General features: G+C 62.8%; 24 protein-coding genes. 13 read left to right on the top strand and 11 right to left on the bottom strand.

Annotated elements, in window-relative coordinates:
* Window positions 1-325: 325 nt before the first annotated feature.
* The 8 genes from ygfZ (at window position 326) to ABSB13_RS12575 (ending at window position 6,760) form a co-directional block, all read left to right on the top strand.
* Entirely contained in the window at window positions 326-1,333 is a 1,008-nt protein-coding gene (ygfZ, locus tag ABSB13_RS12610) for a CAF17-like 4Fe-4S cluster assembly/insertion protein YgfZ (protein ID WP_428108980.1), read from the top strand.
* A 68-nt stretch (window positions 1,334-1,401) separates the two neighbouring features.
* Window positions 1,402-1,545, top strand: coding sequence for a hypothetical protein (locus tag ABSB13_RS12605; protein WP_428108977.1), 144 nt, complete (start codon window positions 1,402-1,404; stop codon window positions 1,543-1,545).
* A gap of 42 nt (window positions 1,546-1,587) precedes the next feature.
* Complete coding sequence (locus ABSB13_RS12600) at window positions 1,588-3,159, top strand: amidohydrolase (protein WP_428108975.1); 1,572 nt, start codon at window positions 1,588-1,590, stop codon at window positions 3,157-3,159.
* Window positions 3,159-3,935, top strand: a complete 777-nt coding sequence (locus tag ABSB13_RS12595; protein WP_428108972.1) for an enoyl-CoA hydratase/isomerase family protein — start codon at window positions 3,159-3,161, stop codon at window positions 3,933-3,935. The genes ABSB13_RS12600 and ABSB13_RS12595 overlap by 1 nt, the downstream gene beginning before the upstream one ends.
* 30 nt (window positions 3,936-3,965) lie before the next feature.
* Window positions 3,966-5,513 (top strand): class I adenylate-forming enzyme family protein, encoded by a 1,548-nt coding sequence (locus ABSB13_RS12590; protein ID WP_428108970.1) that lies wholly within the window; start codon window positions 3,966-3,968, stop codon window positions 5,511-5,513.
* 56 nt (window positions 5,514-5,569) lie between these two features.
* Window positions 5,570-6,295, top strand: coding sequence for an enoyl-CoA hydratase/isomerase family protein (locus tag ABSB13_RS12585; RefSeq protein ID WP_428108968.1), 726 nt, complete (start codon window positions 5,570-5,572; stop codon window positions 6,293-6,295).
* A gap of 54 nt (window positions 6,296-6,349) precedes the next feature.
* The gene (locus tag ABSB13_RS12580) at window positions 6,350-6,469 is read left to right on the top strand and encodes a desulfoferrodoxin (RefSeq protein WP_428108965.1); all 120 of its coding nucleotides are present in this window, start codon (window positions 6,350-6,352) and stop codon (window positions 6,467-6,469) included.
* A 51-nt stretch (window positions 6,470-6,520) separates the two neighbouring features.
* Complete coding sequence (locus ABSB13_RS12575; protein ID WP_428108962.1) at window positions 6,521-6,760, top strand: GlsB/YeaQ/YmgE family stress response membrane protein; 240 nt, start codon at window positions 6,521-6,523, stop codon at window positions 6,758-6,760.
* Between the two features lie 26 nt (window positions 6,761-6,786).
* Here the strand turns inward: ABSB13_RS12575 and rsfS are convergent, their stop codons facing one another.
* The 3 genes from rsfS to ABSB13_RS12560 form a co-directional block, all read right to left on the bottom strand.
* Window positions 6,787-7,176 (bottom strand): ribosome silencing factor, encoded by a 390-nt coding sequence (gene rsfS / locus ABSB13_RS12570; protein ID WP_428108959.1) that lies wholly within the window; start codon window positions 7,174-7,176, stop codon window positions 6,787-6,789.
* Between the two features lie 85 nt (window positions 7,177-7,261).
* A complete protein-coding gene (gene nadD, locus ABSB13_RS12565) occupies window positions 7,262-7,900 on the bottom strand; it encodes a nicotinate-nucleotide adenylyltransferase (protein WP_428108957.1) in 639 nt (212 codons plus the stop codon).
* A 19-nt stretch (window positions 7,901-7,919) separates the two neighbouring features.
* A complete protein-coding gene (locus ABSB13_RS12560) occupies window positions 7,920-9,173 on the bottom strand; it encodes a glutamate-5-semialdehyde dehydrogenase (protein ID WP_428108954.1) in 1,254 nt (417 codons plus the stop codon).
* Between the two features lie 176 nt (window positions 9,174-9,349).
* Here ABSB13_RS12560 and ABSB13_RS12555 point away from each other — a divergent pair, with 176 nt between their 5' ends.
* The gene (locus ABSB13_RS12555; protein WP_428108951.1) at window positions 9,350-10,831 is read left to right on the top strand and encodes a catalase; all 1,482 of its coding nucleotides are present in this window, start codon (window positions 9,350-9,352) and stop codon (window positions 10,829-10,831) included.
* 320 nt (window positions 10,832-11,151) lie between these two features.
* Here ABSB13_RS12555 and proB read toward each other — a convergent pair whose 3' ends face one another.
* From proB to rplU, 7 genes are all read right to left on the bottom strand, one after another.
* Window positions 11,152-12,297: a glutamate 5-kinase gene (gene proB / locus ABSB13_RS12550; RefSeq protein ID WP_428108948.1), complete on the bottom strand. Its 1,146-nt coding sequence runs from the start codon at window positions 12,295-12,297 to the stop codon at window positions 11,152-11,154.
* Window positions 12,285-13,298: a GTPase ObgE gene (obgE, locus tag ABSB13_RS12545; RefSeq protein WP_428108945.1), complete on the bottom strand. Its 1,014-nt coding sequence runs from the start codon at window positions 13,296-13,298 to the stop codon at window positions 12,285-12,287. Before obgE ends, proB begins: the two co-directional genes overlap by 13 nt.
* An 87-nt stretch (window positions 13,299-13,385) precedes the next feature.
* Window positions 13,386-15,515 carry a hypothetical protein gene (locus ABSB13_RS12540; RefSeq protein WP_428108942.1) on the bottom strand — a complete coding sequence of 710 codons (2,130 nt, stop codon included), beginning with the start codon at window positions 15,513-15,515 and terminating at the stop codon, window positions 13,386-13,388.
* A gap of 106 nt (window positions 15,516-15,621) precedes the next feature.
* Window positions 15,622-16,536, bottom strand: coding sequence for a FecR family protein (locus tag ABSB13_RS12535; protein WP_428108939.1), 915 nt, complete (start codon window positions 16,534-16,536; stop codon window positions 15,622-15,624).
* Between the two features lie 231 nt (window positions 16,537-16,767).
* Window positions 16,768-17,796: an LLM class F420-dependent oxidoreductase gene (locus tag ABSB13_RS12530; RefSeq protein WP_428108937.1), complete on the bottom strand. Its 1,029-nt coding sequence runs from the start codon at window positions 17,794-17,796 to the stop codon at window positions 16,768-16,770.
* Window positions 17,797-17,917: 121 nt separating this feature from the next.
* Window positions 17,918-18,202, bottom strand: coding sequence for a 50S ribosomal protein L27 (gene rpmA / locus ABSB13_RS12525; RefSeq protein WP_428108934.1), 285 nt, complete (start codon window positions 18,200-18,202; stop codon window positions 17,918-17,920).
* Window positions 18,203-18,267: 65 nt separating this feature from the next.
* A complete protein-coding gene (gene rplU, locus ABSB13_RS12520; RefSeq protein WP_428108932.1) occupies window positions 18,268-18,582 on the bottom strand; it encodes a 50S ribosomal protein L21 in 315 nt (104 codons plus the stop codon).
* 239 nt (window positions 18,583-18,821) lie between these two features.
* Here rplU and ABSB13_RS12515 point away from each other — a divergent pair, with 239 nt between their 5' ends.
* Complete coding sequence (locus ABSB13_RS12515; RefSeq protein WP_428108929.1) at window positions 18,822-19,064, top strand: hypothetical protein; 243 nt, start codon at window positions 18,822-18,824, stop codon at window positions 19,062-19,064.
* Here ABSB13_RS12515 and sufT read toward each other — a convergent pair whose 3' ends face one another.
* Entirely contained in the window at window positions 19,065-19,604 is a 540-nt protein-coding gene (gene sufT / locus ABSB13_RS12510; protein ID WP_428108927.1) for a putative Fe-S cluster assembly protein SufT, read from the bottom strand.
* Window positions 19,605-19,971: 367 nt separating this feature from the next.
* On the opposite strand from sufT, the gene ABSB13_RS12505 reads away from it, so the two are divergent.
* The 3 genes from ABSB13_RS12505 to ABSB13_RS12495 form a co-directional block, all read left to right on the top strand.
* On the top strand, window positions 19,972-20,589 hold the full coding sequence (locus ABSB13_RS12505) for a 2-hydroxychromene-2-carboxylate isomerase (protein WP_428108925.1): 618 nt from the start codon (window positions 19,972-19,974) through the stop codon (window positions 20,587-20,589).
* Between the two features lie 156 nt (window positions 20,590-20,745).
* Window positions 20,746-21,914 (top strand): IS3 family transposase gene (locus ABSB13_RS12500; RefSeq protein WP_428108922.1). Its coding sequence is split into 2 segments (ribosomal slippage): window positions 20,746-21,016 and window positions 21,016-21,914, totalling 1,170 coding nucleotides; the frame shifts between segments, so codons are not numbered across the junction.
* Between the two features lie 818 nt (window positions 21,915-22,732).
* On the top strand, window positions 22,733-23,875 hold a 1,143-nt coding region (locus ABSB13_RS12495; RefSeq protein WP_428108920.1), incomplete at its 3' end, for an exonuclease domain-containing protein.

Raw genomic sequence — 23,875 nt, 5'->3', positions numbered from 1 at the left:
TAGGGCGCGGCGACCCGCGCTGCACCGCGGTCTCGCTCTTTGCGGACCCAGGGGTTCTCGGTCTGCCGCGCCCAAGTTCAAATCCATCTTGCGATGCTGACGGCAAGATACAAGGGGTCACCCCTGCACGTTGGCACCGCTGGCCAGTATTACGCCCGAGAGAAAAAGACGCGCCGCGCGGATTTTTCGATTCGTTACCGGGTGCAGGGCTCAGCCCTGCCCAAGGATGCGCGAAACCCATGGCGGGTTTCGCATACAATCAAGTTCTCCCTCTTGCGCTGCTGCTCTACGCGCACGGGGTCACCCCTGCTATCTTTGTTTTGTCGTGGCACATCTCGAAACATCCGATCGTACCGGCGCGCCCGCAACCGCCGATGCGGCCTTCGACTCGGCTTACGATGCGGTCGTAAACGCGGCGGGGGTGCTCGTCCTCGACGGCCGAATCGTCGTGCGCGTAGTCGGCGACGATCGCGCCTCGTTCTTCCACGGGATGTGCAGCGCCGACGTAAAGGGCGCCCAGCCCGGTGCCATCCTGCCAGCGCTGTTTCTGACCGAGCACGCGCATGTGATCGCCGATGCGTTCCTCTGGGTGACCGGCGATGCGCTCATGGTCGATATCGACTCCGATGCGTGGACGCGCACGCGGGCGCATCTTGAGCGCCTGCTGGTGGCCGACGATGTCGAATTCGAAGACGCAAGCGAGCTTGCCCTGATCGACGCCGAAGGACCTGCCGCTCTCGACGCGGCCTGCTCTGCTGAAGTGGCAGCGTCGATTGCTCCGTGGCGCTTCGTCGAAGCCGGCAAGTCGCTGATCGGCAACCTGCCTCGTTACGGCGGACCCGCGGTATCGGTAATCGCTTCGCGCGATTCGATTGATTCGACCATCGCCAACCTGCTGGCGAAAGCGCCGGATTCGCGCCGCGTCGATTCGAGCGCGCTGGAAACTATCCGCGTCGAAAACGGCATCGCACTCATCGGTGTCGATACCACCGACAAGACGATCGCACTCGAGGCGCGGCTCGATCGTGCAATCTCGTTTTCCAAAGGATGCTACCTTGGGCAGGAAACTATCGAGCGGGCGACCGCGCGCGGCGGTTTGAAAAAACGGATGTTCGGACTTAAGTTCAACGATGCGCATGTGCCCCCGGTCGGCGCGGTGGTCAGTCTGGCCGGGATCGAAGTCGGCCGTGTGACCAGTGCGGTGCGCTCGCCGCGATTTGGCGCGATCGGGCTTGCGATTTTGCACCGCAGCGCATGGACGCCCGGGGTTGAGCTGAAGATTGGCGGGGACGGCGCCGCGATCGTGGCTGATTTGCCGTTCGCGCAGAGTTGACTAATTGAAGCGATACTTTAAGTTTAATCTGCGGGCCCGCACGGCCCCGGTTCAAGGAGTGGATTGAGATGGCTAACGTGCTTGGAAAGCGTTACATATGCGAAAAGTGCGGCACCGAGGTGCTCTGCAACAAGGCTGGCGCCGGCGGCGTCGAGTGTTGCGATGGCGAGATGAAGATCAAGGAAGCCAAGCCGCTTCCAAGTTCCGACTAGAACGTCCGTACGCCGCCGCGCTCGGTCGCAGGCGACGAAGGCATGCGTTCCAAAGTGCTAGTCGCGCCCGCGAAAGCCGACTTGGTTCTTCACGAGGGTCTGGTCCTCGGCCACCCCGACAGCGACTCGGTTGCCATCTCTGGCGGGGTGATCGCCGCGCACGGTCCGTTTGCGCAACTGAAGCCGCTGGTCGGTCCGCGAACTCATCTGATCAAGCTCGCGGGCCGCGCCGTCGCTCCCGGCTTTATCGATTCGCACCTCCATTTCCTGCAGGCTGCCGCCGCTGCCACCGGAGTCTCGGTTCAGCGATGCCGCACGGTGGGCGATCTGCTGGGCGATCTGCGGCTTGCCGCCGGCAAGACTCCGCCCGGCAACTGGCTGCGCGCGTTCGGATGCGACGAAGCGCTGATGCTCGAAAAGCGCGGGCCCACGCGCGCCGAACTCGATCAGTCTCTGCCCAAAAATCCGCTGCGCCTGCGCCATCAGACGTTGCATGCGACCTGGCTCAACTCGCGCGCCATCGCGTTGCTCGGCCTCGAGGCTCCCGGCTTCACACCGCCGCCGGGCGCCAACCTGGTTCGCGACGCCAAAGGCTTGCTCACCGGCCTCGTAGTCGGGATGGAAACGTGGCTGTCTGATCGTCTCCCGCTCGTGACCGCCGCGGAATCGGAATCGCGCGCGCGCATCATGAGCCGCGAACTGGCCGCCGCGGGAGTGACCACATTCACCGACGCAACCACCCGCAACGGCCCCGTCGAAGTCGAACTGTTCGCCAAGCTGGCGAGTTCGGGCGCGATATGCCAACGCGTCGGCGTGATGATCGGCGGCCAGCATCTCGACGCCGTCGATCGATGCGAGCAACTTGCCCGCGCCGCTGGAATCGGGTTGTCCGCCGTCAAGTTCATGCCCGGCTATCAGTACGACCGTGCCGGGCTCGCGCGCCCGGTGCTCTATGCGCTCGGCCGGGGACTCGATTGCGCTTTTCATGTGACCGAAATCGAAGAATTGGAAGAGGCGGTCGCCGCGATCGAAGCTGCCAGGGCGGGTTTCCCAAGCGACCGCGACATCCCGCGGTTTCGCATCGAACACGGCGGGCTGATTACGCCCAACTACATAGACCGGCTCATGGCGCTCGGCGTGTGGGTCGTCACCAACCCCGGCTTCATCCACTTCCGCGGTCCCAAGTACGCCGCGGAGCCCGGCCTCATCGCGCATCTCTACCGCGCGCGAAGTCTCAAGGCCGCCGGTGTTCATCTGGTCGGCGCCACCGACGCCCCGGTCACACCCGCCAAGCCGCTCGCCGCGATTGCGGCCGCGGTTTCCCGCACCACCCTCGACGGCGTCCAGCTCGCACCCGCCGAAGCGCTCCCCGTCCACGAGGCCTTCGCGCTTTTCACGATCGACGCTGCGCGCCTGGCCCGGCTCGAGGCCGGCGCCATCGAGCCCGGCCGTCTGGCCGATCTCATCGTGTTGCCGCACGACCCGTTCTCGCTCAAGCCCGCCGATCTGATGAACCTCGCCGTCGATATAACAATCGTCGGCGGCCGCGTGGTTTACGAGCGCGGCCGCCCCGCCATCGCCAGCAGCGACAGCGCCGACCTGCGTTCCGGCTGATGTCATCGAGCGGCTCGAGCGCGGTTCTCTACAGCAAGCGCGGTCCCGTCGCGTGGGTCACGCTCAATCGTCCCGATCAATTCAACGCTTACAACATGGCGATGCGCGACGATCTGTCTGAGATCCTCGCCGCCATCCACGACGATCGCGAGGTTCGCGCGATGGTCTTGCGGGGCGCCGGTCAGGCCTTCTCGAGCGGTGGCGATCTTGCCGAGTTCGGGATGGCGCCCTCGCCAATCGTCGCACGATGGGCCCGCTTTCGCCGCGACGTGTGGGGGATGCTTCGCGCGCTGCCTGTCCCGACGATCGCGGCGATCCACGGCTACACGGTCGGTGGCGGGCTCGAGATGGCGCTGCTGTGCGACCTGGCCATCGCCGCCGATGACACCAGCCTTTGCCTGCCCGAGACCGGCGCCGGCATGATTCCCGGCGTCGCGGGCACCCAAACCGCCGCGCGCCGGATCGGCCTGGGACGCGCGCTTGACCTTTGCCTCACGGGCCGTTGGATTGACGCCCAAAACGCGTTACTTGTAGGTTTGGTCGCCGAAGTAGTTCCCTTGGCGGATTTGGATCGCCGCGCGCTCACGGTCGCCCGCACCTTTGGACGCGTCGCCCGCGAGCGGTCCGCGATATTAAAGCTGGCGGTCTGGGGAGGCCTCGATTTGCCGCTTCGACAGGGACTCGAACTCGAACGCCGGCTTTGGCAGCGGCTCGCGCTGATCGAAACTGGCCGCAGCCCCGCGCCAATCCGCGGCGGAAAAAATGCCGATATATGATTTGCATATACCCTGGAGGAATCGCGCGCTGTGAACACGGTTAACTTCGTCACGATCCCATCGTCGATCGTGCCCGACCAGGAAATCCTGGTCTTCGGCTCGCGACGGCTTACCTACGCGGATCTGAACGACCAGGTCGCGCGCCTGTGCGCGGTCTTCAAACAATTCGGTTTGGCGCATGGCGACGTCGTTGCCCTGCTCGACACCAATTCCGATCTCTACATCGAATGCTACTACGCTGCCGCCAAGGCCGGGCTCGTATTCCTGCCGCTCAACTATCGCGCCAAGGATGCCGAGCTCGAATACATGATCAACACCGCACAGGCGAAGGCGCTGCTCGTCGGCGATCGCTACCTCGAACTGGTAAACAAGATTCGGTCCCGGCTCAGCGCCAACACGATTGTCGCGATCGGCGACGCTGCCCGCGGATTGCCGCGGCTCGCCGATCTGATCGCCAGGGCCGACCCCGATGAATCCGAAGCTGAAGTCGAAGACGAGGATATTTCGATCCTGATGTACACCAGCGGCACCACCTCGCTGCCCAAGGGTGTGCAGTTGCGCTTTCGCGATTTCACCGCCTACGTGACCGCCAACGTCGAGATGGCCGACGGCACCGATCGCGGCGTCGCTCTGGTGTGCGTGCCGTTTTACCACATCGCCGGAACCACCTCGTACATGACCAACATCTGGACCGGCCGCAGGATGATCGTGATGCCGCAATTCGACGCCCGCACGTGGCTCGATCTCGTCCAGCGCGAGCGCGTCACGCATGGCTTCGTTGTGCCCACGATGATGAAACAGATCATCGACGAGCCGTCATTTGCGAACTCCGATCTCTCCAGCCTGACCAACCTCGCCTACGGCGGCGCGGCAATGCCGGTGCAGGTAATTCGCCGCGCGATAGAAGTCTTTCCGAAACAAGTCGGCTTCGTGAACGCGTACGGACAAACCGAAACAACTTCATCGCTGACCGTGCTCGGCCCCGACGATCATAGAATCGAGGGCACGCCCGAGCAGATCGAGATCAAACTCAAACGCCTCAATTCGGTAGGGTTGCCTCTCCCCGACGTCGAGATTCGCGTCCGCGACGAGGACGGCAAGTTCCTCCCCACCGGCCAGGTCGGCGAAATAATCATCCGCACGCCGCGAATCATGAAGGGCTACGCTGGCCGCGACGACAACGCGCAAATGCCCGACGGATGGCGCGCCACGGGCGATCTCGGATGGCTCGACAGCGGCGGCTACGTCTTCTTCGCCGGCCGCAAGGACGACATGATCATCCGCGGCGGCGAAAATATTGCTCCCGCGGAAATCGAAACCGTCCTCATGAGCCATCCGGCCGTCGATGAATGCGCCGTTATCGGCGTGCCCTCCGTCGAGTGGGGGCAGACCGTCAAGGCCTTCGTCGTCGTGCGCAAGGGGAAGACCGTGACCGAGCAAGAGCTCGCCGAGTTCTGCCGCTCGCGGCTCGCCAGCTTCAAGCGTCCCGAGCGTATCGAGTTCATCGACGCGCTGCCCAAAAATCCGCTCGGCAAAATCCTGCGCAAAGACCTGCGCGCGCCCGCGGGAGACGTCTGACGCCGCGCCCCGCCAAAAAAACCCGAACCCGCGCCGCGCGCCACCAGGCCGCCGGCGTGATCGACGTTGCCTTCGCCAGCGGATGCGTCAGCGCGACGCTTCGCTACGCCGCTCCGCGCGCGATGCTCACGCCTGCGATGGCGGTGCGGATGCTCGAGCTGATCGAGCACGTCGAGGACGACGCCGCCGCCCGCATGCTCGCTATCACCGGCGCCGGCTCCGTGTTCTGCACCGGTTTCGACAACGGCGTGGATCCGCGCCTCGTCGAATCGCTCGCGGTGCTCTCCAAGCCCACCGTTGCGATCATCAACGGCGACGCATTCGATGAAGGATTGGAACTTGCCATGGCCGCCGACATTCGGGTCGCCATTTCGTCGGCTCGATTCGCGATCACGCTGATGAAACGCGGCGCGATGCCCCACTTCGGCGCGACCCAGCGACTCCCGCGGCTCGTCGGTGCCGGCAACGCTCTGCGCATGATGCTCACCGGGACGCCTCTGGGAGCCGACGAAGCGATGCGCACCGGCCTCGTCGCTTATCTCGCCGACAGCCGCACCGAGCTCGCCGCATTAAGCGGTCGCGTCGCCGAGGCGATCCTGAGCCGCGCTCCGCTGGCCGCGCGGCTGGTCAAGGACGCCGTGCTCAAGGGTTACGACATGACATTGGAGCAGGGCATAAGGCTTGAGGAAGATCTATACGCCCTGCTACAAACGACTGCCGACCGCGCCGAAGGCGTGCGCGCCTTTCTCGAGAAGCGCAGACCGCTGTTTCGGGGCGCGTGAATGTTCGGCGCAAATTTTTAAGACAAAATCGTCCGAAAGGATCAGGATCCACGAATGGCAAATCAGCTCGGCAAAGTTTACATCTGCGCCAATTGCAAATCGCAGGTTATCGTCACCAAGGGCGGTTCCGGACAACTCAAGTGCTGCGGCGCTGCGATGGAACAGAAAAAGTAGCGGTCTCGCTCCGTCGTTCGAGCGTCATCGCGACCACGAGGAGTACCCACGATGATTTTTTGGATCATAGTCGGAATAATCGCGGGATGGTTGGCCGGCAAGTTGATCCGCGGCGCAGGCTTCGGATTGCTCGGCGATCTCGTGCTCGGCCTGCTCGGAGGCCTCGTCGGCGGATGGATCTTCGGCGCACTGGGCATTCCGGGACCCAGCGGCATGATCGGCGCGATCGTCGTCGCGACCATCGGCGCCGTCATCCTGGTCTGGATCTCGCACGCGATTCGCGAGGTCTGACTGAAAAACCCCGCGCGCGTCGGCTCTCACCCGATTGCCCGGATGCGCAAGCCTTCGGCCTGCGTCCGAATCGGCTCCGGCAACTTCACTTCGTGCGCGTCGATCCAGTTGGTCTCGAGCCGGTAGAACTCCCGCGCCGGTTCGTAGAACAGGTGGATAACGACGTCGTCGTAGTCGAGCACCACCCAGTGCGCATGATGCATCCCTTCGACCGCCAGCGCCCGCTGCCCCGCCTTGTCCATCGCGTCCTCGATCCCGCGCGCGATCGCCTGCACCTGCACGTCGGAGCGCCCGGTCGCCACGATAAAATAATCCGCGACTGACTTCAGATGCTCGACATCGAGCACCACCAGGTCGTAGGCCTTTTTTTCCAGCGCCGCTCCGGCGGCAACGTATGCCTTCTTCAGCGCCGTCAAGAAATGTGTCCGCGACGCGGCAACTGGCTGGCCGCTGGTGGCTGGTTCGATTGGAATGAACGCGAAAGTTTAAGCAGAGCGAACCTCAGTAGAGCGCGTGGTACTGGATGTAATCGACGACGTCGATCGGCACCAGGTACCTGATCGATTCACCGCGCTGCAGTTTGCCGCGAATTTCAGTCGCTGAAATGGGGAAGAACGTGGTTTCGACGAAAGATAGCGTTTGTCCGCTCGAATGCACGTAGTGATCGTCTGCCTGAGTGTAGCCAAATCGTTTGAGCGCGGCAACTGAAATTCGCGGCGGACCAGCCTCGCCTTCGGTTAACCTTGTATGAACGGCGAAGTTGCACAGGCGCGCCAGTTCGTCCGGCTCCTTCCACGATTCCAGCTCCGCAAACTGATCCGCGCCCATCAGCAGGTACAGCGTCGCCGGCTGGCGCAGCGTCGCCAGGAAATAGCGCACCGTTTCGATCGTGTACGAGTGCCCGGCCCGCCGAATCTCCACGTCCGACGCCATGAAATGCCGGTTGCCCTTGGTCGCCAGCCGAACCATCGCGAGCCGATGTTCCGCGGCCGCCAGTTCGCTCTTCGCCTTATGCGGCGGCGACGCGGCCGGAATGAAATATACCAGGTCGAGCTGGATTCTCTCGCGGACTTCCTCGGCCGCGCGCAGGTGCCCGAGATGAATCGGATTGAAACTGCCGCCGAACAATCCTACTCGCATGCGATTTCAGCTTCCCGGCTCACGCGCGAATTTGTCCGGTCCCGCCAACGACGTACTTGTACGTGGTCAACTCGTTGAGTCCCATCGGGCCGCGCGCGTGCAGCCGGTTGGTCGAGATTCCGGTCTCCGCGCCGAATCCAAATTCGAAACCGTCGGTGAAACGCGTTGACGCATTGACGTAAACCGTAGCCGAATCGACCTCGCGTTCAAAGCGCGCCGCCGCTGCCACGTCGCTGGTGACGATTGCGTCCGCAAGATGAGACCCGTGACGCGCGATAAACTCGATCGCCTCGTCAAGCGAAGCCACCACTTTCACCGCCAGTATCAGGTCCAGATATTCCGCGTCCCAGTCTTCGTCAGTCGCCGCGCGCACTGCCGGCACGATTTTTCGGGTCGCGTGATCGCCGCGAAGCTCGACGCCGGCCGCCATCATCCGCGCAGCGAGCGACGGGAGAAATTTTTCCGCGACCTCGCGATGCACCAGCAATTTTTCCATCGAATTGCAGACCGAAGGCCGCGAGCATTTCGCGTTCACGCAGATTTCCTCGGCCATCTTCAGATCGGCCGCCCGATCGACGTAGGTGTGGCAGATGCCGTCGAAATGCGGCAGCAGCGGCACGGCGGATCCGTCCAACGCGTCTTTCAACGACCTGCCGCCGCGCGGGATTATCAGGTCGATCAGCTCGCGGCTGCGCTTCATTATCTGGATTACTTCGCGATCCGGATCGCGGATAAAGGTCGCCGCGTCGGGATTCAGCCCGGCGCCCCGCAACGCGTGCGAGATCAGGCCCGCCAGAAATCCGTTGGTGCTAAGCGCCTCGCTGCCGCCTCGCAACACCACCGCGTTACCAGCCTTCAGCGTCAGCGCGGCCGCATCCACCGTGACGTTGGGCCGTGATTCGTAAATCATCGCGATCACGCCGATCGGCACGCGGCGCTTTTCGATCTTCAGCCCGTTGGGCCGCGTCCACTTCTCGATCGCAGCCCCGACCGGATCGGCGAGCGCCTCGACTTGCAGCACGCCCGCGGCCATCGCTTCGATTCGCTTGTCGTTGAGCGTCAGCCGTTCGACGAACGCTCCGCCGCGTCCACTATTGCGCGCGCGCTCGAGGTCGATTGCGTTGCCGCGGATAATTTCGGCGCGCGAATCGCGAATCGAACTCGCCAGCCGGCGTAGAAAATCGTTCTTCGCCGCCGTCGTCGCCAGCGCCATCCCTGGCGCCGCCGCCCGCGCCCGCGCCAGCGCGGCCGTCGTATCCGCTTCGACCGTCATCCGATTCCGCTGCTCATTGTGCCTGGGTCCGCTGCCATCGAGGATATATATCGAACTCGCTCAAATAAACTATGCGGTACTGTCTCGCAGGTTACCGTCCGTGCTCGCTATCCGCACTTGCTAGTCGCGCGATTCAGGATTCAAAATGCATCTAACGACAACAAAAGGAGATAACCATGGCCAACAAAAATCCTCCTGTTAAAAAATCTCCCATAACGACCACCGATGCCGGCATTGCGGCTGCAAGCGACGAAAATTCACTCACCGCCGGCCCCAATGGTCCGATCCTGCTGCAGGACCATTACCTGATCCAGAAGATGGCGCAGTTCAACCGCGAGCGGATCCCCGAGCGCGTGGTTCACGCCAAGGGCGGCGGCGCGCACGGCTTCTTCGAAGTCACCGAGGACGTCACACCCTGGTGCAAGGCAAATTTCCTGAGCAAGAAAGGCTTGCGTACTCCAATCCTGGCGCGGTTTTCCACCGTCGCCCAGGAAGCAGGCTCCGCCGACACCGTCCGCGATCCCCGCGGCTTCGCACTGAAGTTTTACACGCAGGAAGGCAACTACGATCTGGTCGGCAACAACACCCCGATTTTCTTCATCCGCGATCCGCAGAAATTCCAGGACTTCATCCATTCGCAAAAGCGCCGCGCCGATAATCATCTGCGCGACAATAATATGCAGTGGGACTTCTGGACCTTGTCGCCGGAATCCGCGCACCAGGTGACATTCCTGATGACCGATCGCGGCATTCCGCGAACCTGGCGGCACATGAACGGCTACGGCAGTCACACCTTTCTGTGGGAGAACGCAGGCGGCGAAAAGTTCTGGGTCAAGTACCACTTCAAAACCGTGCAGGGCGTCGAGAATTTCACCGACGCCGACGCCAGGGCGATGGCCGCGGAGGACAAGGACTTCCACCTGCGCGATCTGTACAACTCGATCGCCAAGGGCGACGCGCCCCAGTGGCGGCTCGAGATGCAGATCATGCCCTTCAACGATGCGGCCGACTATCGCTTCAATCCCTTCGACCTGACCAAGGTCTGGCCGCACAAGGACTATCCGCAAATTCCGATCGGCCGCATCGTCCTCGATCGCAATCCGGAAAATTATTTTGCCGAGATCGAACAAGCCTCCTTCGAGCCGGCCAATATGGTCCGCGGTATCGGTCCGAGTCCCGACAAGATGCTCCTGGGACGGCTCTTCAGTTATCCCGACACCCATCGTCACCGCATCGGCACCAACTATCTCGAGTTGCCGGTCAACCGGCCGCTGGCTCCTGTGCATAGCTACAACCGCGACGGCGCGATGCGCCATAGCAATCCGCCCGATCCGGTCTATGCGCCCAACTCGTTTGGCGGCCCCACGGCAGACCCGGCCTGGGAACTCCCGAGTTGGCAGATCGAAGCGGGCGAGATCGCGCGAACCGCGTACGTGATGCACGCCCAGGACGACGACTTCCGGCAGCCCGGCACGCTGTACCGCGAAGTGTTGTCCGCCACCGATCGCGACCACCTGGTCACGAATATCGTCGGGCACTTGAAGGGCGGAGTGAACCCCGAGATGCAGCAGCGCGCGGTCCAATACTGGACCAAGGTCGATGCGGCTCTGGGCGCGCGAATCCGCGCCGCCCTCGACGGCAATCGCGCCGCACGCTGAGCCGATTTTTCTTGGCCCTGCCCATGGCGTAGTCGCGAAAAGATGCGTTGCGCAGATTTTCGCGTCTTCTCACTGCTGGTGCAGGGGGCAGGGGTGACCCCTGCACCCAATGTTAAGGCCGCGCTCCGTTGTCGCGCGCGGTCTCTTAATATTGGCCTCCCGTGCCAACAGATCTTCTATAGTGTGGTCGCGAAAAGATGCGCTGCACAGATTTTCGCGTCTTCTTAATACCGGGTGCAGGGGTCACCCCTGCCCAAGGAGGTGCGGAACCCACGGTGGGTTCCGCATTCAATAAAGTGATTTCCCCTGCCCCTGCCCCGTTATGCGATCTCCTTGAGCAGCACGAAGTTGTCGCGATGGATAATCTCGTCGGCCACTTTGTAGCCGAGCAGAGCTGAAATTTCAGTCGAACGCCGGCCGGCCACTTTCGACACGTCGGACGCCGGATAGTTCACCAATCCGCGCCCGAACTCGACGCCGTCGGGATCGAGCAGGCTCACGCAATCGCCGCCGCCGAAGTCTCCGCGCACCTCGCGCACGCCCGAGGGCAACAGAGAACGTCCCCGGTTGCACAGCGCCTCGGCCGCGCCCTTATCGACCGCGATTGAGCCCGCCGGCCGCAGCGCGAACGCTATCCAATGCTTTCGGCTTTTGAGCCGCACGCCGGCCGGCACGATCAGCGTGCCCGCCTGGCGCGCCGGGTCCAGCGCGATTGTCACGATGCCGGCTGCGCGCCCGCGCGCGATAATCACGGCGATTCCGGCCTGCGCCGCCTGCCGCGCCGCCTTCAACTTGGTCGCCATCCCGCCGCTCCCCAGCGGTCCCGCATGCTCGGCCACCAGCCCGCGCATCTCGGCCTCCGGATCGCTGATAACGGGAATCAGCCGCGCGTCGCTGCGCTCGCGAGGGTCGGCGGTCAGGACGCCATCGACGTCGCTCAAAATAATCAGGAGTTGCGCCTGCACGAGGCTTGCGACCAGCGACGACAGCACGTCGTTGTCGCCGAGCCGAATTTCCTCGACTGCGACCGTGTCGTTCTCGTTGACGATTGGAATCACGCCCGCGCCAAGCAGTTGCGCGATAGTCTGATTCGCATTGAGACGCCTGCGGCGCTCGGCCAGGTCCTGATGGGTGAGCAAAATCTGCGCGACGGTCCGATCGTGGACGGCGAATGCGCGCGCCCACGCCGACATCAGCTCGATTTGCCCGGTGGCGGCGGCGGCTTGCCGCGCCGCGATCGTCACGCCGTGAAGTTTCGAGAGGCGCGCGCGTCCCGCCGCCACCGCGCCCGACGTGACGATCACGACTTCATAGCCGGCCCGCACCGCCGACTCGATCTGCGCTGCAAGCTGATCGATCACATCGACGCACAGTCCTTCGACGTCGGACAACACCGCGCTGCCGACCTTGATCACGACGCGCCGCGCGCGTGCGACCGTCGATTCCTTGTAGTTCAGCTGGGACATGCGGCCGGTTGATCCATACCATGAAGCATCCGCGCGATCGCCGCGACCAGCGGCGCCAGGTTTTCGCTCTTGTCCGCCGAAATCGGAAAGACTTCAAGGCCGGTGAGCTTGCGAAGCTTGCGTGCGATCTTATTCACTTCGGCCGTGCCGATCAGATCGATCTTGTTGAGCGCGACGACCGCCGGCCGCTCCGCGAGCATCGGATCGAACGCCGCGATCTCGCCGCGCACGGTCTTGAACGCAGCGTCGGGATTGTCCGCGCCGTCGAGCACGTAGACGACGAGCCGCGTGCGCGCCAGATGCCGCAAAAAACGGATGCCGAGTCCAAGCCCGCGATGCGCTCCCTCGATCAGCCCGGGAATATCGGCCAGCGTGAAACTTTCCTCGCCGGAGATCGACACGCGGCCGATGTTGGGCGCCAGCGTCGTGAACGGGTAGGCCGCGATCTTGGGCCGCGCCGCGCTGAGCGCGGTCAGCAACGTCGACTTGCCCGCGTTGGGAAGTCCGACCAGCCCGGCGTCGGCAACCAGCCGCAGCTCCATCCGGATCCATCGCTGCTCGCCCGCGGTTCCCGGTGTCGCGATTCGCGGCGAGCGCCGCGTCGAGGACGCGAAATGCATATTGCCGCGGCCGCCCTCGCCGCCCTGCGCGATAACTGCCGTGTCACCCGGCATCACCAGGTCCGCGAGCGTCGTCCCGCTTTCCTCGTCGAAGACGATCGTCCCGGGCGGCACTCGCACCACTACGTCGTCCGCGCCGTGGCCATATTGTTCCTTGCCGCGGCCGGATTCGCCGTCTTTGGCGATCAGACGCGGCTGATATTTGAAATCGAGCAGCGTCGAGAGGCCTTCATCGACCTGGAAGATTACGCTGCCGCCGCGCCCGCCGTTGCCGCCCGCGGGTCCGCCGAACGGCCGGAATTTTTCGCGCAGAAACGCGATAGCGCCGTCGCCGCCCTTGCCGGCGTGCACGAATACCCTGGCTTCATCGATGAATCGCATGGCGGCGCAACGGCCATAGTATCAGCATCGCGCCGGCCCGGTCACTCTCGGTCCGCCGCCGCGCAAGCGGCTCTCCGCTACTTGGCGCTAGCGGATTTCGTAAACTTTCGCTTCGTAGCCGTCAAACTCGTCCTCGAAAGTTTTGCCATCCTTGATTTCAACTTTTACCATTCCGCGGCGGACCGTCACCGATTGCGCGGGGGATTGCAGGACGAACCGGGCCAGCGCGGCAGCGCTGCCATGATTGTACGCAATCACATAACGGGCACCGTCCGCCCCGCTTTTCTCGCGTGTGACGATGTCCTGGGATGGCTTGGCGGTCAGGACCTGCGTATCGGGCCGCAGCAGTACTGGCTCGAGATCCTTGATCTCTTTGGTCACCCGGACCAGCGACCCCAAAAGTGCCGCCTTTTCCGCCGGATCCCTCACCCACCCGAGCGCACGCATCCCATGCGACCAGTAGAAAACTCCGCTGGCGCCCTCCGCGATCGCCATCCAGCTCATATCATGCAGCTGCTGTTCCGTGGGCCAGGAGGCTATGGCGGTCGCCTGGTAAAACTGGATGACCGTCCAGACCGGTCTGGAAGCATGTACCGCCTGCACCGCCATCCTGGTCCAATCGCCCACTTCAGCGATGTAGTTTTCGACGGGTAGCCACACCGGATAGGGGTCAACTCCGACGACGTCAACCGCGTCCTTCCAAAACTGGACATCGCGCGGACGGTCGAGAACCACCAAATTGAATCCGGCCGGATCGTTGGCCTTGATGATCTGATATTGATGGAAGGTACGCGCCACCTCGTCAACTTTCGGCTCATCCTGGACATAGTAGCCGACAATCGCCCGGTTCTTCTCGAGAGCGCTGGCATATCGCGCTGTAAAGTCGTCTTGTGTCGAAGCGCCCAGCTTGGCCGCCAAGCCCCTTGGGTACCACCTGGCGTCCTCATAGAAGTTATTGACGCTCGGCAAAAAGAAGATGCCGTGCTCTTGCAATGCATCCGTGTACGCATTGATGGCGCTGATCGGCGCATTGGTTATCATATAATTTATCAGCATGTTGATCGGCGCTTGGGAAATCTCGTTGATCGCGCGGGCATAATATTCTGGAGAATTGGAATAGCCCGACGTGTCGTAGATTCCAATTACAAAATGGGGCGCGCCATCACCGAAGTGGGCGAGATTGCGATCGTCGATCCACGCCTTCAAAAGGGCGCCGGGCTCTGAATTAACCTTCACGACCCGGTAGGGCGGCTGCTCGAAAAGAACCTCTCCATTCCTGCCCAAAAGCGTTGCGCGCACCTGGTAAGCGCCAGCGGGCAGCGGACCAAAATCCAGCGTTGCCGTGAAATCATCGGGGGGCGACTTGTACGTGCGATCGGTTTTTGCTCCTGAATCGGAACGCACAGCCTCGAGCTGAATGACCAGGTCTTCGCGGCGCAAGTAAGGGCCGGGATTGAGCGTCACTGCCACTCGCACTTCCTGAGCCTGGTCAGCAAAGAGGTATCCGCGATGATTCGGATACAGCATGAAAGTCTCGAAGAGAGGCGCGATCTCCTTTCGCACGTACATGTTGGCGAACCAGAAGGAGCCGGATGATTTGCCATTGATTGCGATCCGAAACGGAGAATTGGTGCCAGGCGCAACGATGCAGTGCTTGGCGGCGAACTCCAGCCATTCGCTGCTGCCGTTCACCAGTTGTGTCTCGCAGTCCGTGAACAAATCCATTTGCGCTCCGGCGATCGGCATCTTCGGATCGATCAGATCCGGGGCTTTGATCTCCCCTCCAATCGAATAGACGCCGGGCGGAGCCACGAACTCGTTCACCGCCAGCTTCGCGAACGGCCCGCACGAGTAGGTGTTCTCCATCTTCAGGCTTGGTTTTCCGTTGGGAGCGCGAGTTAAGAAGTCTGGATGGAAACAGCGCGCCGAAGTACGCCAACCCTCCAAACCCTTGGAGAAGTCACCATTGACGAGCAGGTTTTCCCCTAAGCTCCAACCGGTTTCGGGAGCTTCAAGCCCGCCCGCCGAAATGTTCGCGCGCTTGCGCCCGCTGAGGTTCTCGAAATTAGCTGATGCTTCCTGTGCGGTATGCTCTCCACGCCGTTCGTTCGAGGCTCTGAGCGGCGCGGGTGTGCCCAACCAACTTCCTGCCAGCAGCAATGATCCAAATATGCCGATTCCGGCAATCCGAAAGATGCCTCGCGTGCGCCAGTTCATCGGTGACTATTCCTCGGCGACCAAATGCTGGATTCGGTTGCTTCACCGCTAGTTTCCCGCTGCCGGTTGGTAGTGGGCTGACACCAGACCGAGACAAATCTCTCCGTTACCGGGTTGGTTCCGGCGCCGGCTCCGGATGCCAAGGCGGCGTGGGTTCGGGGGTTGGATGGTGATGCCGCGTCGGCGTGGGTTCGGGGGTTGGATGGTGATGCCGCGTCGGCGTGGGTTCGGGGGTTGGGTGATGCCGCACCCCCGTGGGTTTGCATTCGCCGTGGTGGCTATCGCGGTATCGGTCGCAGTCTCGGTGGCAGTCTCGTTCGCGGTCGCGGTCGTGGTATCGGTCGCAGTCTCGGTCGCAGGGGCAGGGGGTCGGGGTTGGGGTCGGATATCTTCGTCGATGGTGCCACGGCGGTCTATCACCCGCCACCGTCCCCGAAGTTCCCGCCTCAACGTCAACGCCGCTGTCGGGCGCCGCAGCCTGCGCCAAGTTGACGGTGCCATCGATCACGGCCACCTCCGTGTAGTGGGAGATTCCGGGGAGCTTGCCGAGTTGAGGCGAGCTTTCGGTGTAGGCGGTGTAAAAATCCGTGCCGCGCGCTGTCACGATCGCGTTGGGCGTATGCACTTGGTAGTTGTTCGGAGCGCCGGGGGTCCCGTTCACAGCCGATCTCAATGTGCCGGAATCCAGGGCGACTCGCGTCGGCGTGGCGCCGCCAGTGGTGTACTGGTCGAGCGCGATCGTGGTCGAAGGCCTCAGTGTGAGCTCACTCTCGTCGGTCAGGATGATGACGGCGTTCCCATCCGCGCCGGAAACTATCTTATCGCCCTGGTTAACCGGCGTGCCCGGTGTGGCAGCTAATGTGGCGCCTCCGCGCTCGATCTGAACCTGTCCGCTTGCGCTGTAAACGCCCCCGGCGGCGCTCTGCGCTCTGGCTGTGCGTGCACCAGCCAGCAAAAATACCGCGAGGGCTGCAATTATCGTGCGCGCGCCAATTCGTACCGTTGGCCCAGAGTTACGCATCGGTCGTCCTCCCCTTGGTTGGATCGAGCCGTTAGACCGGACTATCCGCTTTGACAACATCGATATGGATGTCGATAGCCCAACTCCGCGTTGGGCACAAGCTGTCGGGGCTTTTCCTTGGTCTTGCCCGAAGCTGGTCCATGAAAGCGGCCCCATTCCCGACGATCTCAAGGTTTGCCGTTTGACCGCGACTCTAACTGCGCCGGCCGGCGCATCCGTTGTCCGTGATCTTTACAGGCAAATCTCCGCCAGTGCGCGCACCGCGTTGATATCAGGGGTGCCAATCAGCATCGTCTTCACCGGCGACGCCTTCCACGCCTTGAGCCGGTCCGCGATTCGCTCGCGACTGCCGACCAGCGCGACCTCATCGACCAGCTTGTCCGGCACCATCGCCATCGCCTCGGCCTTCTTGCCGGCCAGGTACAGGTCCTGGATTTTCACCGCGATATCTTCGTAGCCGAGCCGCTTGGCGTAGTCGTTGTAGAAATTTTTCGCGCGCGCGCCCATCCCTCCGATGTACAGCGCCAGCATCCCCTTCACCGGCATCCTGCACCCCACCAGGTCCGAGCCCATGATACAGGTGACGAACGGCGCGACGTCGAAATTGTCGAGGCTCTTCTTGCCGCCGGTTTTCGCAAAACCTTGCTTGAGCGGCGCGTCATAGATGTCCCATCGCTCCGGATTCATCCAGACCGGAATCACCCCGTCGGCAATTTCCGCCGCGAGCGCGATTCCCTTGGGGCTGATCGACGCCGTGTAGATCGGCATGTCCTTGCGCCCGTGCAGGATGCTCTTGAGCGGCTTGCCGAGCCCCGTCGCGCCGGGACCGGTGTATGGGATGTCGAATTCCTTCCCGTGATGCTCGACGGGTACTTCGCGCGCGAGAATCGTGCGCACGATCTCGATGTACTCGCGGGTGCGCTGCAACGGTTTGCCGTACGGCACGCCGTGCCAGCCCTCTACCACCTGCGGACCCGACGGCCCGATGCCCAGGATGAAGCGGCCGCCCGACAGCGCGTCCAGCGTCATCGCGGTCATGGCGGTTGCGGCGGGAGTTCGCGCCGGCATCTGCATGATCCCGGTGCCGAGCCGGATTTTTTTGGTCAGTGCGCCGATCCAGGCCAGCGGCGTAATCGCGTCGGAGCCGTAAGCCTCGGCGGTCCACACGGAGTCGAAACCGACGCGTTCCGCTTCGAGGATAAGATCCATCGGCAAGCCCATGTGAGCGCCCGAATAGCCGGAAATTAAGCCCAATCGCATCGAAGTTCTTCCCGTCGCGAGTCGCGGAAATAAAAAACAAAATCAAGAATCAAAATACTAAAAAGAGAAGCCCCACGGCGCACCGCGGGGCTTCGATTCAAATCTTGCGGGCTGACCGTCCCTAAGCAGACGCCCCTGCGCTATCGGTGCTGGTGGGGAGCGGCTCGACGCTCACTTGCCGCTTCTCACCCTTCGGCTCGTACTTAACCACACCGTCGATGAGCGCGTAAATCGTATAGTCGCGGCCCAGACCGACGTTGCGGCCCGGATGCACGCGGGTGCCGAGCTGGCGGATGATGATATTGCCGGCCTTGACGGTCTGGCCCGCGTAAATTTTGATACCACGGCGCTGGCCCGGACTGTCGCGGCCATTGCGCGTCGAACCCTGGCCTTTTTTGTGCGCCACGCAGTGTCTCCCTGGATGAAGCGGCCTTCCGAGCCGCGGTTCAATTAAAAAATTAGCGCGGGCGACTATGCGCCTGCGGAAATTTCCTCGATCTTGAGAACGGTCAGTTCCTGTCGATGGCCGCGTTTGCGGCGGTAATTCTTGCGGCGCTTTTTCTTGAACACGATCACTTTCGTGCCGCGCGGCTGCTGGACGATCTTCGCCGTCACCGACGCGCCCGCGACCACCGGGGTGCCGACCTTGGGCGCATCGCCGCCGACCGCCAGCACCTGTTCAAGTGATATAGCCGCGCCAACCTCGCCGGCCAGCCGCTCGACCGTTATCTGGTCGCCGACGCCGACGCGGTACTGTTTTCCGCCTGTCTTTACTATTGCAAACATCGATATGCCGAACGAACACAATTATCGGACGCAGTTCGCCGTGTCAACGCATCGGGCGTCGCGGGGCTGTCCTAATTCGGCCCTGACTGTCTTAATTTCAAATCCTCAGTGGCTTAATTTGCGGCCAGCACGGACGGGCGAGCACGAATGTCCTAATTCTCATTTTTTCGATGACGGAACGCGCGGCGGAGAGCCACGAAGAAATTGTCGGTGGCCGCAGTTGAGAGAGGACCATTCCCTTGACGGACATGAAATGGCATCGGGGGTTCGCCCTCCACCTTCGCCTGTTGCGGCAGTCCGTATTGTTTCCGCCGAAGATGCAGCTGACGCCGTTGCTGGGCAAAATACTTGATTCGACGGTTCCAGCCCAAAACGGCAACAGCAATCAGGCCAACAACCGTAACGGCGAGCGCAAACGCGGCAACGTAGGGCTTCACGTGATTCTCGTCGAATGTGATACGCCAGGCTGCGCGTCGAATTGATCAGTCGATACCCAGTCGCTCGCGCCCTTCGGGAGAAATCATCTGCGGTGTCCACGGCGGATCCCACACCAGATCGACGTCCGCCTCCGACACGCCCGGGATGCTCATGATCTTGAAGCGCGCGTCGGTCGCGATCGAGGCGCCCATCCCGCATCCCTGCGCCGTCAACGTCATCTTGACTTCGACTTTCTTGGCGCCGTCGCCGGCGTCCTTCACTTCCATTCCATAGACCAGCCCGAGGTCAACGATGTTGACGGGGATCTCGGGGTCGAAGCAGGTCTTGAGCTGCTCCCAGACCATCGCTTCGACGTCGCCGCCGGCCGACGCCGGCACCGCGCCCGCATCTTCGGGCTTTTTGCCGAGCGCATCTGCGTCTTTGCCCGCGACGCGGAACAGGCCGCCGTACGCGGGAATCTGCACGGTGAAAGTTCCGCCGAGCGATTGCGTGATAAAGGCCTCGGTCCCCTTTGCCAGCATCATTTTGTTTCCGGCCGGAATCCGGACGCCTTCGCACTCGCGGGCCAATTCAACGCGTTCCATCGGCAGATACCTTCCTTGTCAGAGTTCGCAGAGTTCGCATTGTAACGCGACCGCCCGACGCGGGCCATAGGCGCGACGATGCGGCGCACCTGTGCTGTAGCGAAGAATCCCGGATCCGGGTTCCTTCGCTTCGCTCTGGATGACTCAAAAAAAGTCCTGACAGGCCGTGCAGGGCTGAGCCCTGCGCCCAGTATTAAGGCCGCCCACCGCGCAGGTGATTCTTCCTTCATGGCGTTGCCGTCACGATGCGCCCTTGATAAAGCGAGCGAATGGGTACGCGGGTGGCGCAAGCGCGTCCCATGAGCGAGATCACCGCCGAAGCAATGAGCGACTCGGAGAGTTTGTCGCTGTCGCGTGGAGACGGAAAATGAGCGAACCGCAGCGTGTCGGGACGCCAATCGAGTTCTGGTTCGACTTTGCCTCGGGCTATGCCTATTTCGCCGCGCTTGAAATCGAGGCGCTGGCCGAGCGCCACCGCCGGACGGTCGCGTGGCGGCCTTTCACGCTCGGCGCCGCGTTCAAAGTCACGGGCGCGCAAGGGCTGAGCCGTACGCCGCTCAAGCGCGACTATGCGCGCCGCGACTGGGATCGCCTCGCAAGGCTCAAGGGCGTGCCCTTCAACCTGCCGGAAAATCACCCAAGGACGGGGTTGCCGGCGATCCGCGCCTTTTATCATCTCGAACGAACGGATGCGGATGCGGCCGCCGCATTGGCAAAGCGTATTATCATCGGCTACTTCCAGGACGGTCTCGATACCGACGATCCCAACGCCATCGCCGCTGCCGCGGCCCCCCTCGGGATCGACCCGGATACGATTTTGGCGGGCATCGCCGATCCCGAGGTCAAGCTCATCGCGCGCCAGCAAGGCGAGCAGGCGATCGCCCGCGGCGTGTTCGGCTCGCCTTGGATCTTCGTCGACGGCGAGCCTTTTTGGGGCAGCGATCGGTTGGCGATGGTCGAACGGTGGCTCGAGGCCCGATGGTAGCGCCCGCCAACGGGCAGGGCTGAGCCCTGCCGCGCGAGATAGTCTTGGTGCAGTGCCCTCTCCTTGTCCGAGGAGAGGATTAGGGAGAGGTTTGGGGTTGCCCCGGTTTGATGGACACTGCGAAAAGCGCGAAAGTAGGCGCGGAAGGAGTGGACGATGGAGAAGGAGCGCAAGCGGAGGAAGTTCTCGGACGAGTACAAGGCCGAGACGGTGCGGCTGATCCAGCGCAGCGGCAAGAGCATCGGGCAGATGGCGCGGGAGCTGGGGATCGGGGAGACGGCCCTGCGGCGGTGGGTGGAGCAAGCCGAGATCGAGGCCGGCCGAGGACCGGCCGGCGCGCTCAAGCGCAGCGAGCGCGAAGAGCTGGCAGAGCTGCGGCGCGAGAACCAGCGGCTGCGGATGGAGCGCGAAATCCTAAAAAAAGCGACGGCCTTCTTCGCCAAGGAGAACCAGTGAGGTTCTCGTTGATCGCGACGGAGAAGGCCTGCTACCCGGTGGCGCTGCTGTGCCGGGTGCTTAAAGTCTCGCGCTCGGGATACTACGCCTGGCATCAGCGACCGGCGGCGACCCGTACGGTTCAGGACCAGAGTCTGGCGCTGGAGGTGGCGGCGATCCACGCGCACAGCCGCGGCCGCTATGGCAGTCCGCGGGTGCATGCGGAGTTGCGTGAACGCGGGCAGCGGATCGCGCGCAAGCGAGTGGCGCGGCTGATGCGGGCGGCGGGATTGCGCGGGCGTGAGCGCCGCCGCTTTCGCTGCACTACCGATTCCAAACACAAAATGGCAATAAAGGGTAATCTGTTGGCGCGGCGCTTTGCCGTGGCGGCGCCCAACACCGGCTGGGTCACCGACATTACCTATCTCTGGACCCTGGAAGGCTGGTTGTACCTGGCGGTAATCCTGGATCTGTTCTCGCGCCGGGTCATCGGTTGGGCGCTCAGCGAACGGCTGGAACGCGGTCTGGCACTGGAGGCACTTGCGATGGCGCTTAGGCAGCGACAGCCGTCGAGCGGACTGTTGCACCACTCGGACCGCGGCAGCCAATACGCCAGCCACGAATATCAGCAGCTGCTGGCCCGCTACGGAATCCTGAGCAGCATGAGCCGCAGTGGCAACTGCTGGGACAACGCGGTGGCGGAAAGCTTCTTCGCCACGCTCAAACTTGAACTCGTCTACCAAACTCGTTGGGCCACACGCGCCGAGGCCCGCAGCGCGGTGTTTGAATACATCGAGCTGTTCTACAACCGTCAGCGCCGGCACTCAGCCCTCGGCTACCTGTGCCCTACTGAATTCGAGCAACGTCATCATGAACCTGTGGCCGCCTAACCCGAGTGTCCACGCATTCGGGGCAACCCCAGTTCCACGATCGAAACAGGACGGCGACGCGAGCGTTGAACCTCTCCCGGCGCGCCAGGAATCGCGCCGACCTCTCCTCGGACAAGGAGAGGTTAGGTCGTGTCTCCCCCCCTGGCCCCTTCTAACAGGGACGAACTCACGCATCTTTTCTTCCTAATACTGAGTGCAGGGCTCAGCCCTGCCGCCCACCGCCCGTGTCATTCTGAGCGGAAGTTGCTGAGGCGAAGAATCTCGACGGACACTCCGGCGTCCGGCGCCGGCCGACACGCGCTTACGCGCGCGGGTTCCTTCGCTTCGCTCAGGATGACTCAAAAAAAGTCCTAACAGGCCGTCAGGCCGCATCTTTTCTTTTCACCGAGTGCAGGGCTCACCCCCTGCGCTCACCCCTGCCGCGCAGCTCTTCTACAGTGTAGTCGCGAAAAGATGCGTTGCGCAGATTTTCGCGTCTTCTCACTGGGTGCAGGGGTCAGCCCCTGCCGCCCACTGCGCAGGTGATTCTTCCTTCGTTTGGAGGTGTCCTAGTTCAGCCTGCCCGCGCCGGATTTGGCGTGCTATGCATCCCCTATGGTCAACCGCCAGGATGTCCCGTACTCGCATCGCTCGCCCAAAGTTGGGCGAGGCCTGCTCGCGGCAAAAATTATTTTTGACGGAACAAAGCTAGCCCTAGAGCGCAGCCGTCCCAAAACCACTACGGATGGTAGAAGTTGCTGTTTTCGGCCGTAATTGATCAATCGGAATCGCGCCCGTTGCCGTCACGATGCGCCCCTGATAAAGCGAAGCAAGGACGAATGGGCAGGAATGTGGCGGAAGCGGGAATCCCAGGAGCGAATCAGCGTCATTTCGGCATCTCGGCCAAGCAGAAGCTCTATCAGTTTCTGTGCTCGCGGCCGGCCGGCGCCGACGCGGGCGAGATGGTCGGGCTGCTGCTCAGCGGAGTCGGCTCCGACCCTGAACTCGGCGCGCGAATTGTCCGCCAGCTACTCGACGGCGATCCGAATTTCATCTTCGACGCCGACACTGCGCTGTGGCGGCTTGCGCAAAGCGATCGCATCCGCGTCTCGCTCGATCAGGCCGAGTTCACGGTGGTCGATCTGGAAACCACCGGCGGACGCGCCGGCCCGGGCACGATCATCGAGATCGGCGCGTACCGGATGGTCGGGCGGCGGCTCACCGAATCTTTTTCGACTCTGGTCCGGCCCAATGGCGGCGTCGTCCCGCGCTTTATCACGGGGCTCACGTCGATCACCACCGAGATGGTTCGCGCGGCGCCGCCCATCGAGGATGTGCTGCCCGCGTTTCGCGAGTTCATGGGCGAGCGGGTGATGGTCGCGCACAACGCGGCCTTCGATTTTGGATTTCTCGACTTCGAATACCGCCGCCTGTTTGGAATCGGCCTCGCCAACCCGGTGCTATGCACGCTCCGGATGTCGCGCCGGTTCATGCCGTCGCTCAAGCGCCGCCGCCTCGACCTGCTCGCGGAGCATTTCGGGCTTTCGCTCGAAGGACGGCATCGCGGACTTGGCGACGCGCGGATGGCTGCGGAGCTGCTCTCGATTTTTCTCGAGATGGCGGATCGGATGGGTATCACGCGACTGGATCGCCTGCTCGACGACCACCATCGCGGACTTGCGGGGATGAGAATCGAACGTCACGTGCCGCCCGACGAAATCGCGGCGATCCCGCATGCGCCCGGCGTTTACCTGATGCGCAATGAGCGCGGCGATTTGCTCTACGTCGGCAAGGCGCGGCGGCTCCGGGAGCGGGTGAGCTCATACTTCACCGCGTCGGTGAAGGCCAGGACGGCGGAGCTGGTCTCGCACGTTTACAGAATCGAGACGCGGCCGGCGCGCTCGCCGCTCGAGGCGGCGCTCGACGAAGCGCGGCTCATCCGCGAGCTGAAACCACCGTACAACCGGATGCTGAAATCGGCG

The organism is Binatus sp. (SeqCode) (assembly GCF_050013435.1).
In the GTDB taxonomy this organism is placed as follows: domain Bacteria; phylum Desulfobacterota; class Binatia; order Binatales; family Binataceae; genus Binatus.
Note: the sequence above shows the minus strand (reverse complement) of the source record. Positions and strands in the feature narration are given on the sequence as shown.

Bases quoted from the DNA above. Each gene is read 5' to 3' on its own strand.
- ABSB13_RS12605 (WP_428108977.1), top strand. From the start codon at position 1,402: ATGGCTAACGTGCTTGGAAAGCGTTACATATGCGAAAAGTGCGGCACC.
- ABSB13_RS12600 (WP_428108975.1), top strand. From the start codon at position 1,588: ATGCGTTCCAAAGTGCTAGTCGCGCCCGCGAAAGCCGACTTGGTTCTT.
- ABSB13_RS12595 (WP_428108972.1), top strand. From the start codon at position 3,159: ATGTCATCGAGCGGCTCGAGCGCGGTTCTCTACAGCAAGCGCGGTCCC.
- ABSB13_RS12580 (WP_428108965.1), top strand. From the start codon at position 6,350: ATGGCAAATCAGCTCGGCAAAGTTTACATCTGCGCCAATTGCAAATCG.
- ABSB13_RS12575 (WP_428108962.1), top strand. From the start codon at position 6,521: ATGATTTTTTGGATCATAGTCGGAATAATCGCGGGATGGTTGGCCGGC.
- nadD (WP_428108957.1), bottom strand. From the start codon at position 7,900: ATGCGAGTAGGATTGTTCGGCGGCAGTTTCAATCCGATTCATCTCGGG.
- ABSB13_RS12560 (WP_428108954.1), bottom strand. From the start codon at position 9,173: ATGACGGTCGAAGCGGATACGACGGCCGCGCTGGCGCGGGCGCGGGCG.
- ABSB13_RS12555 (WP_428108951.1), top strand. From the start codon at position 9,350: ATGGCCAACAAAAATCCTCCTGTTAAAAAATCTCCCATAACGACCACC.
- proB (WP_428108948.1), bottom strand. From the start codon at position 12,297: ATGTCCCAGCTGAACTACAAGGAATCGACGGTCGCACGCGCGCGGCGC.
- obgE (WP_428108945.1), bottom strand. From the start codon at position 13,298: ATGCGATTCATCGATGAAGCCAGGGTATTCGTGCACGCCGGCAAGGGC.
- ABSB13_RS12540 (WP_428108942.1), bottom strand. From the start codon at position 15,515: ATGAACTGGCGCACGCGAGGCATCTTTCGGATTGCCGGAATCGGCATA.
- ABSB13_RS12535 (WP_428108939.1), bottom strand. From the start codon at position 16,536: ATGCGTAACTCTGGGCCAACGGTACGAATTGGCGCGCGCACGATAATT.
- ABSB13_RS12530 (WP_428108937.1), bottom strand. From the start codon at position 17,796: ATGCGATTGGGCTTAATTTCCGGCTATTCGGGCGCTCACATGGGCTTG.
- rplU (WP_428108932.1), bottom strand. From the start codon at position 18,582: ATGTTTGCAATAGTAAAGACAGGCGGAAAACAGTACCGCGTCGGCGTC.
- sufT (WP_428108927.1), bottom strand. From the start codon at position 19,604: ATGGAACGCGTTGAATTGGCCCGCGAGTGCGAAGGCGTCCGGATTCCG.
- ABSB13_RS12505 (WP_428108925.1), top strand. From the start codon at position 19,972: ATGAGCGAACCGCAGCGTGTCGGGACGCCAATCGAGTTCTGGTTCGAC.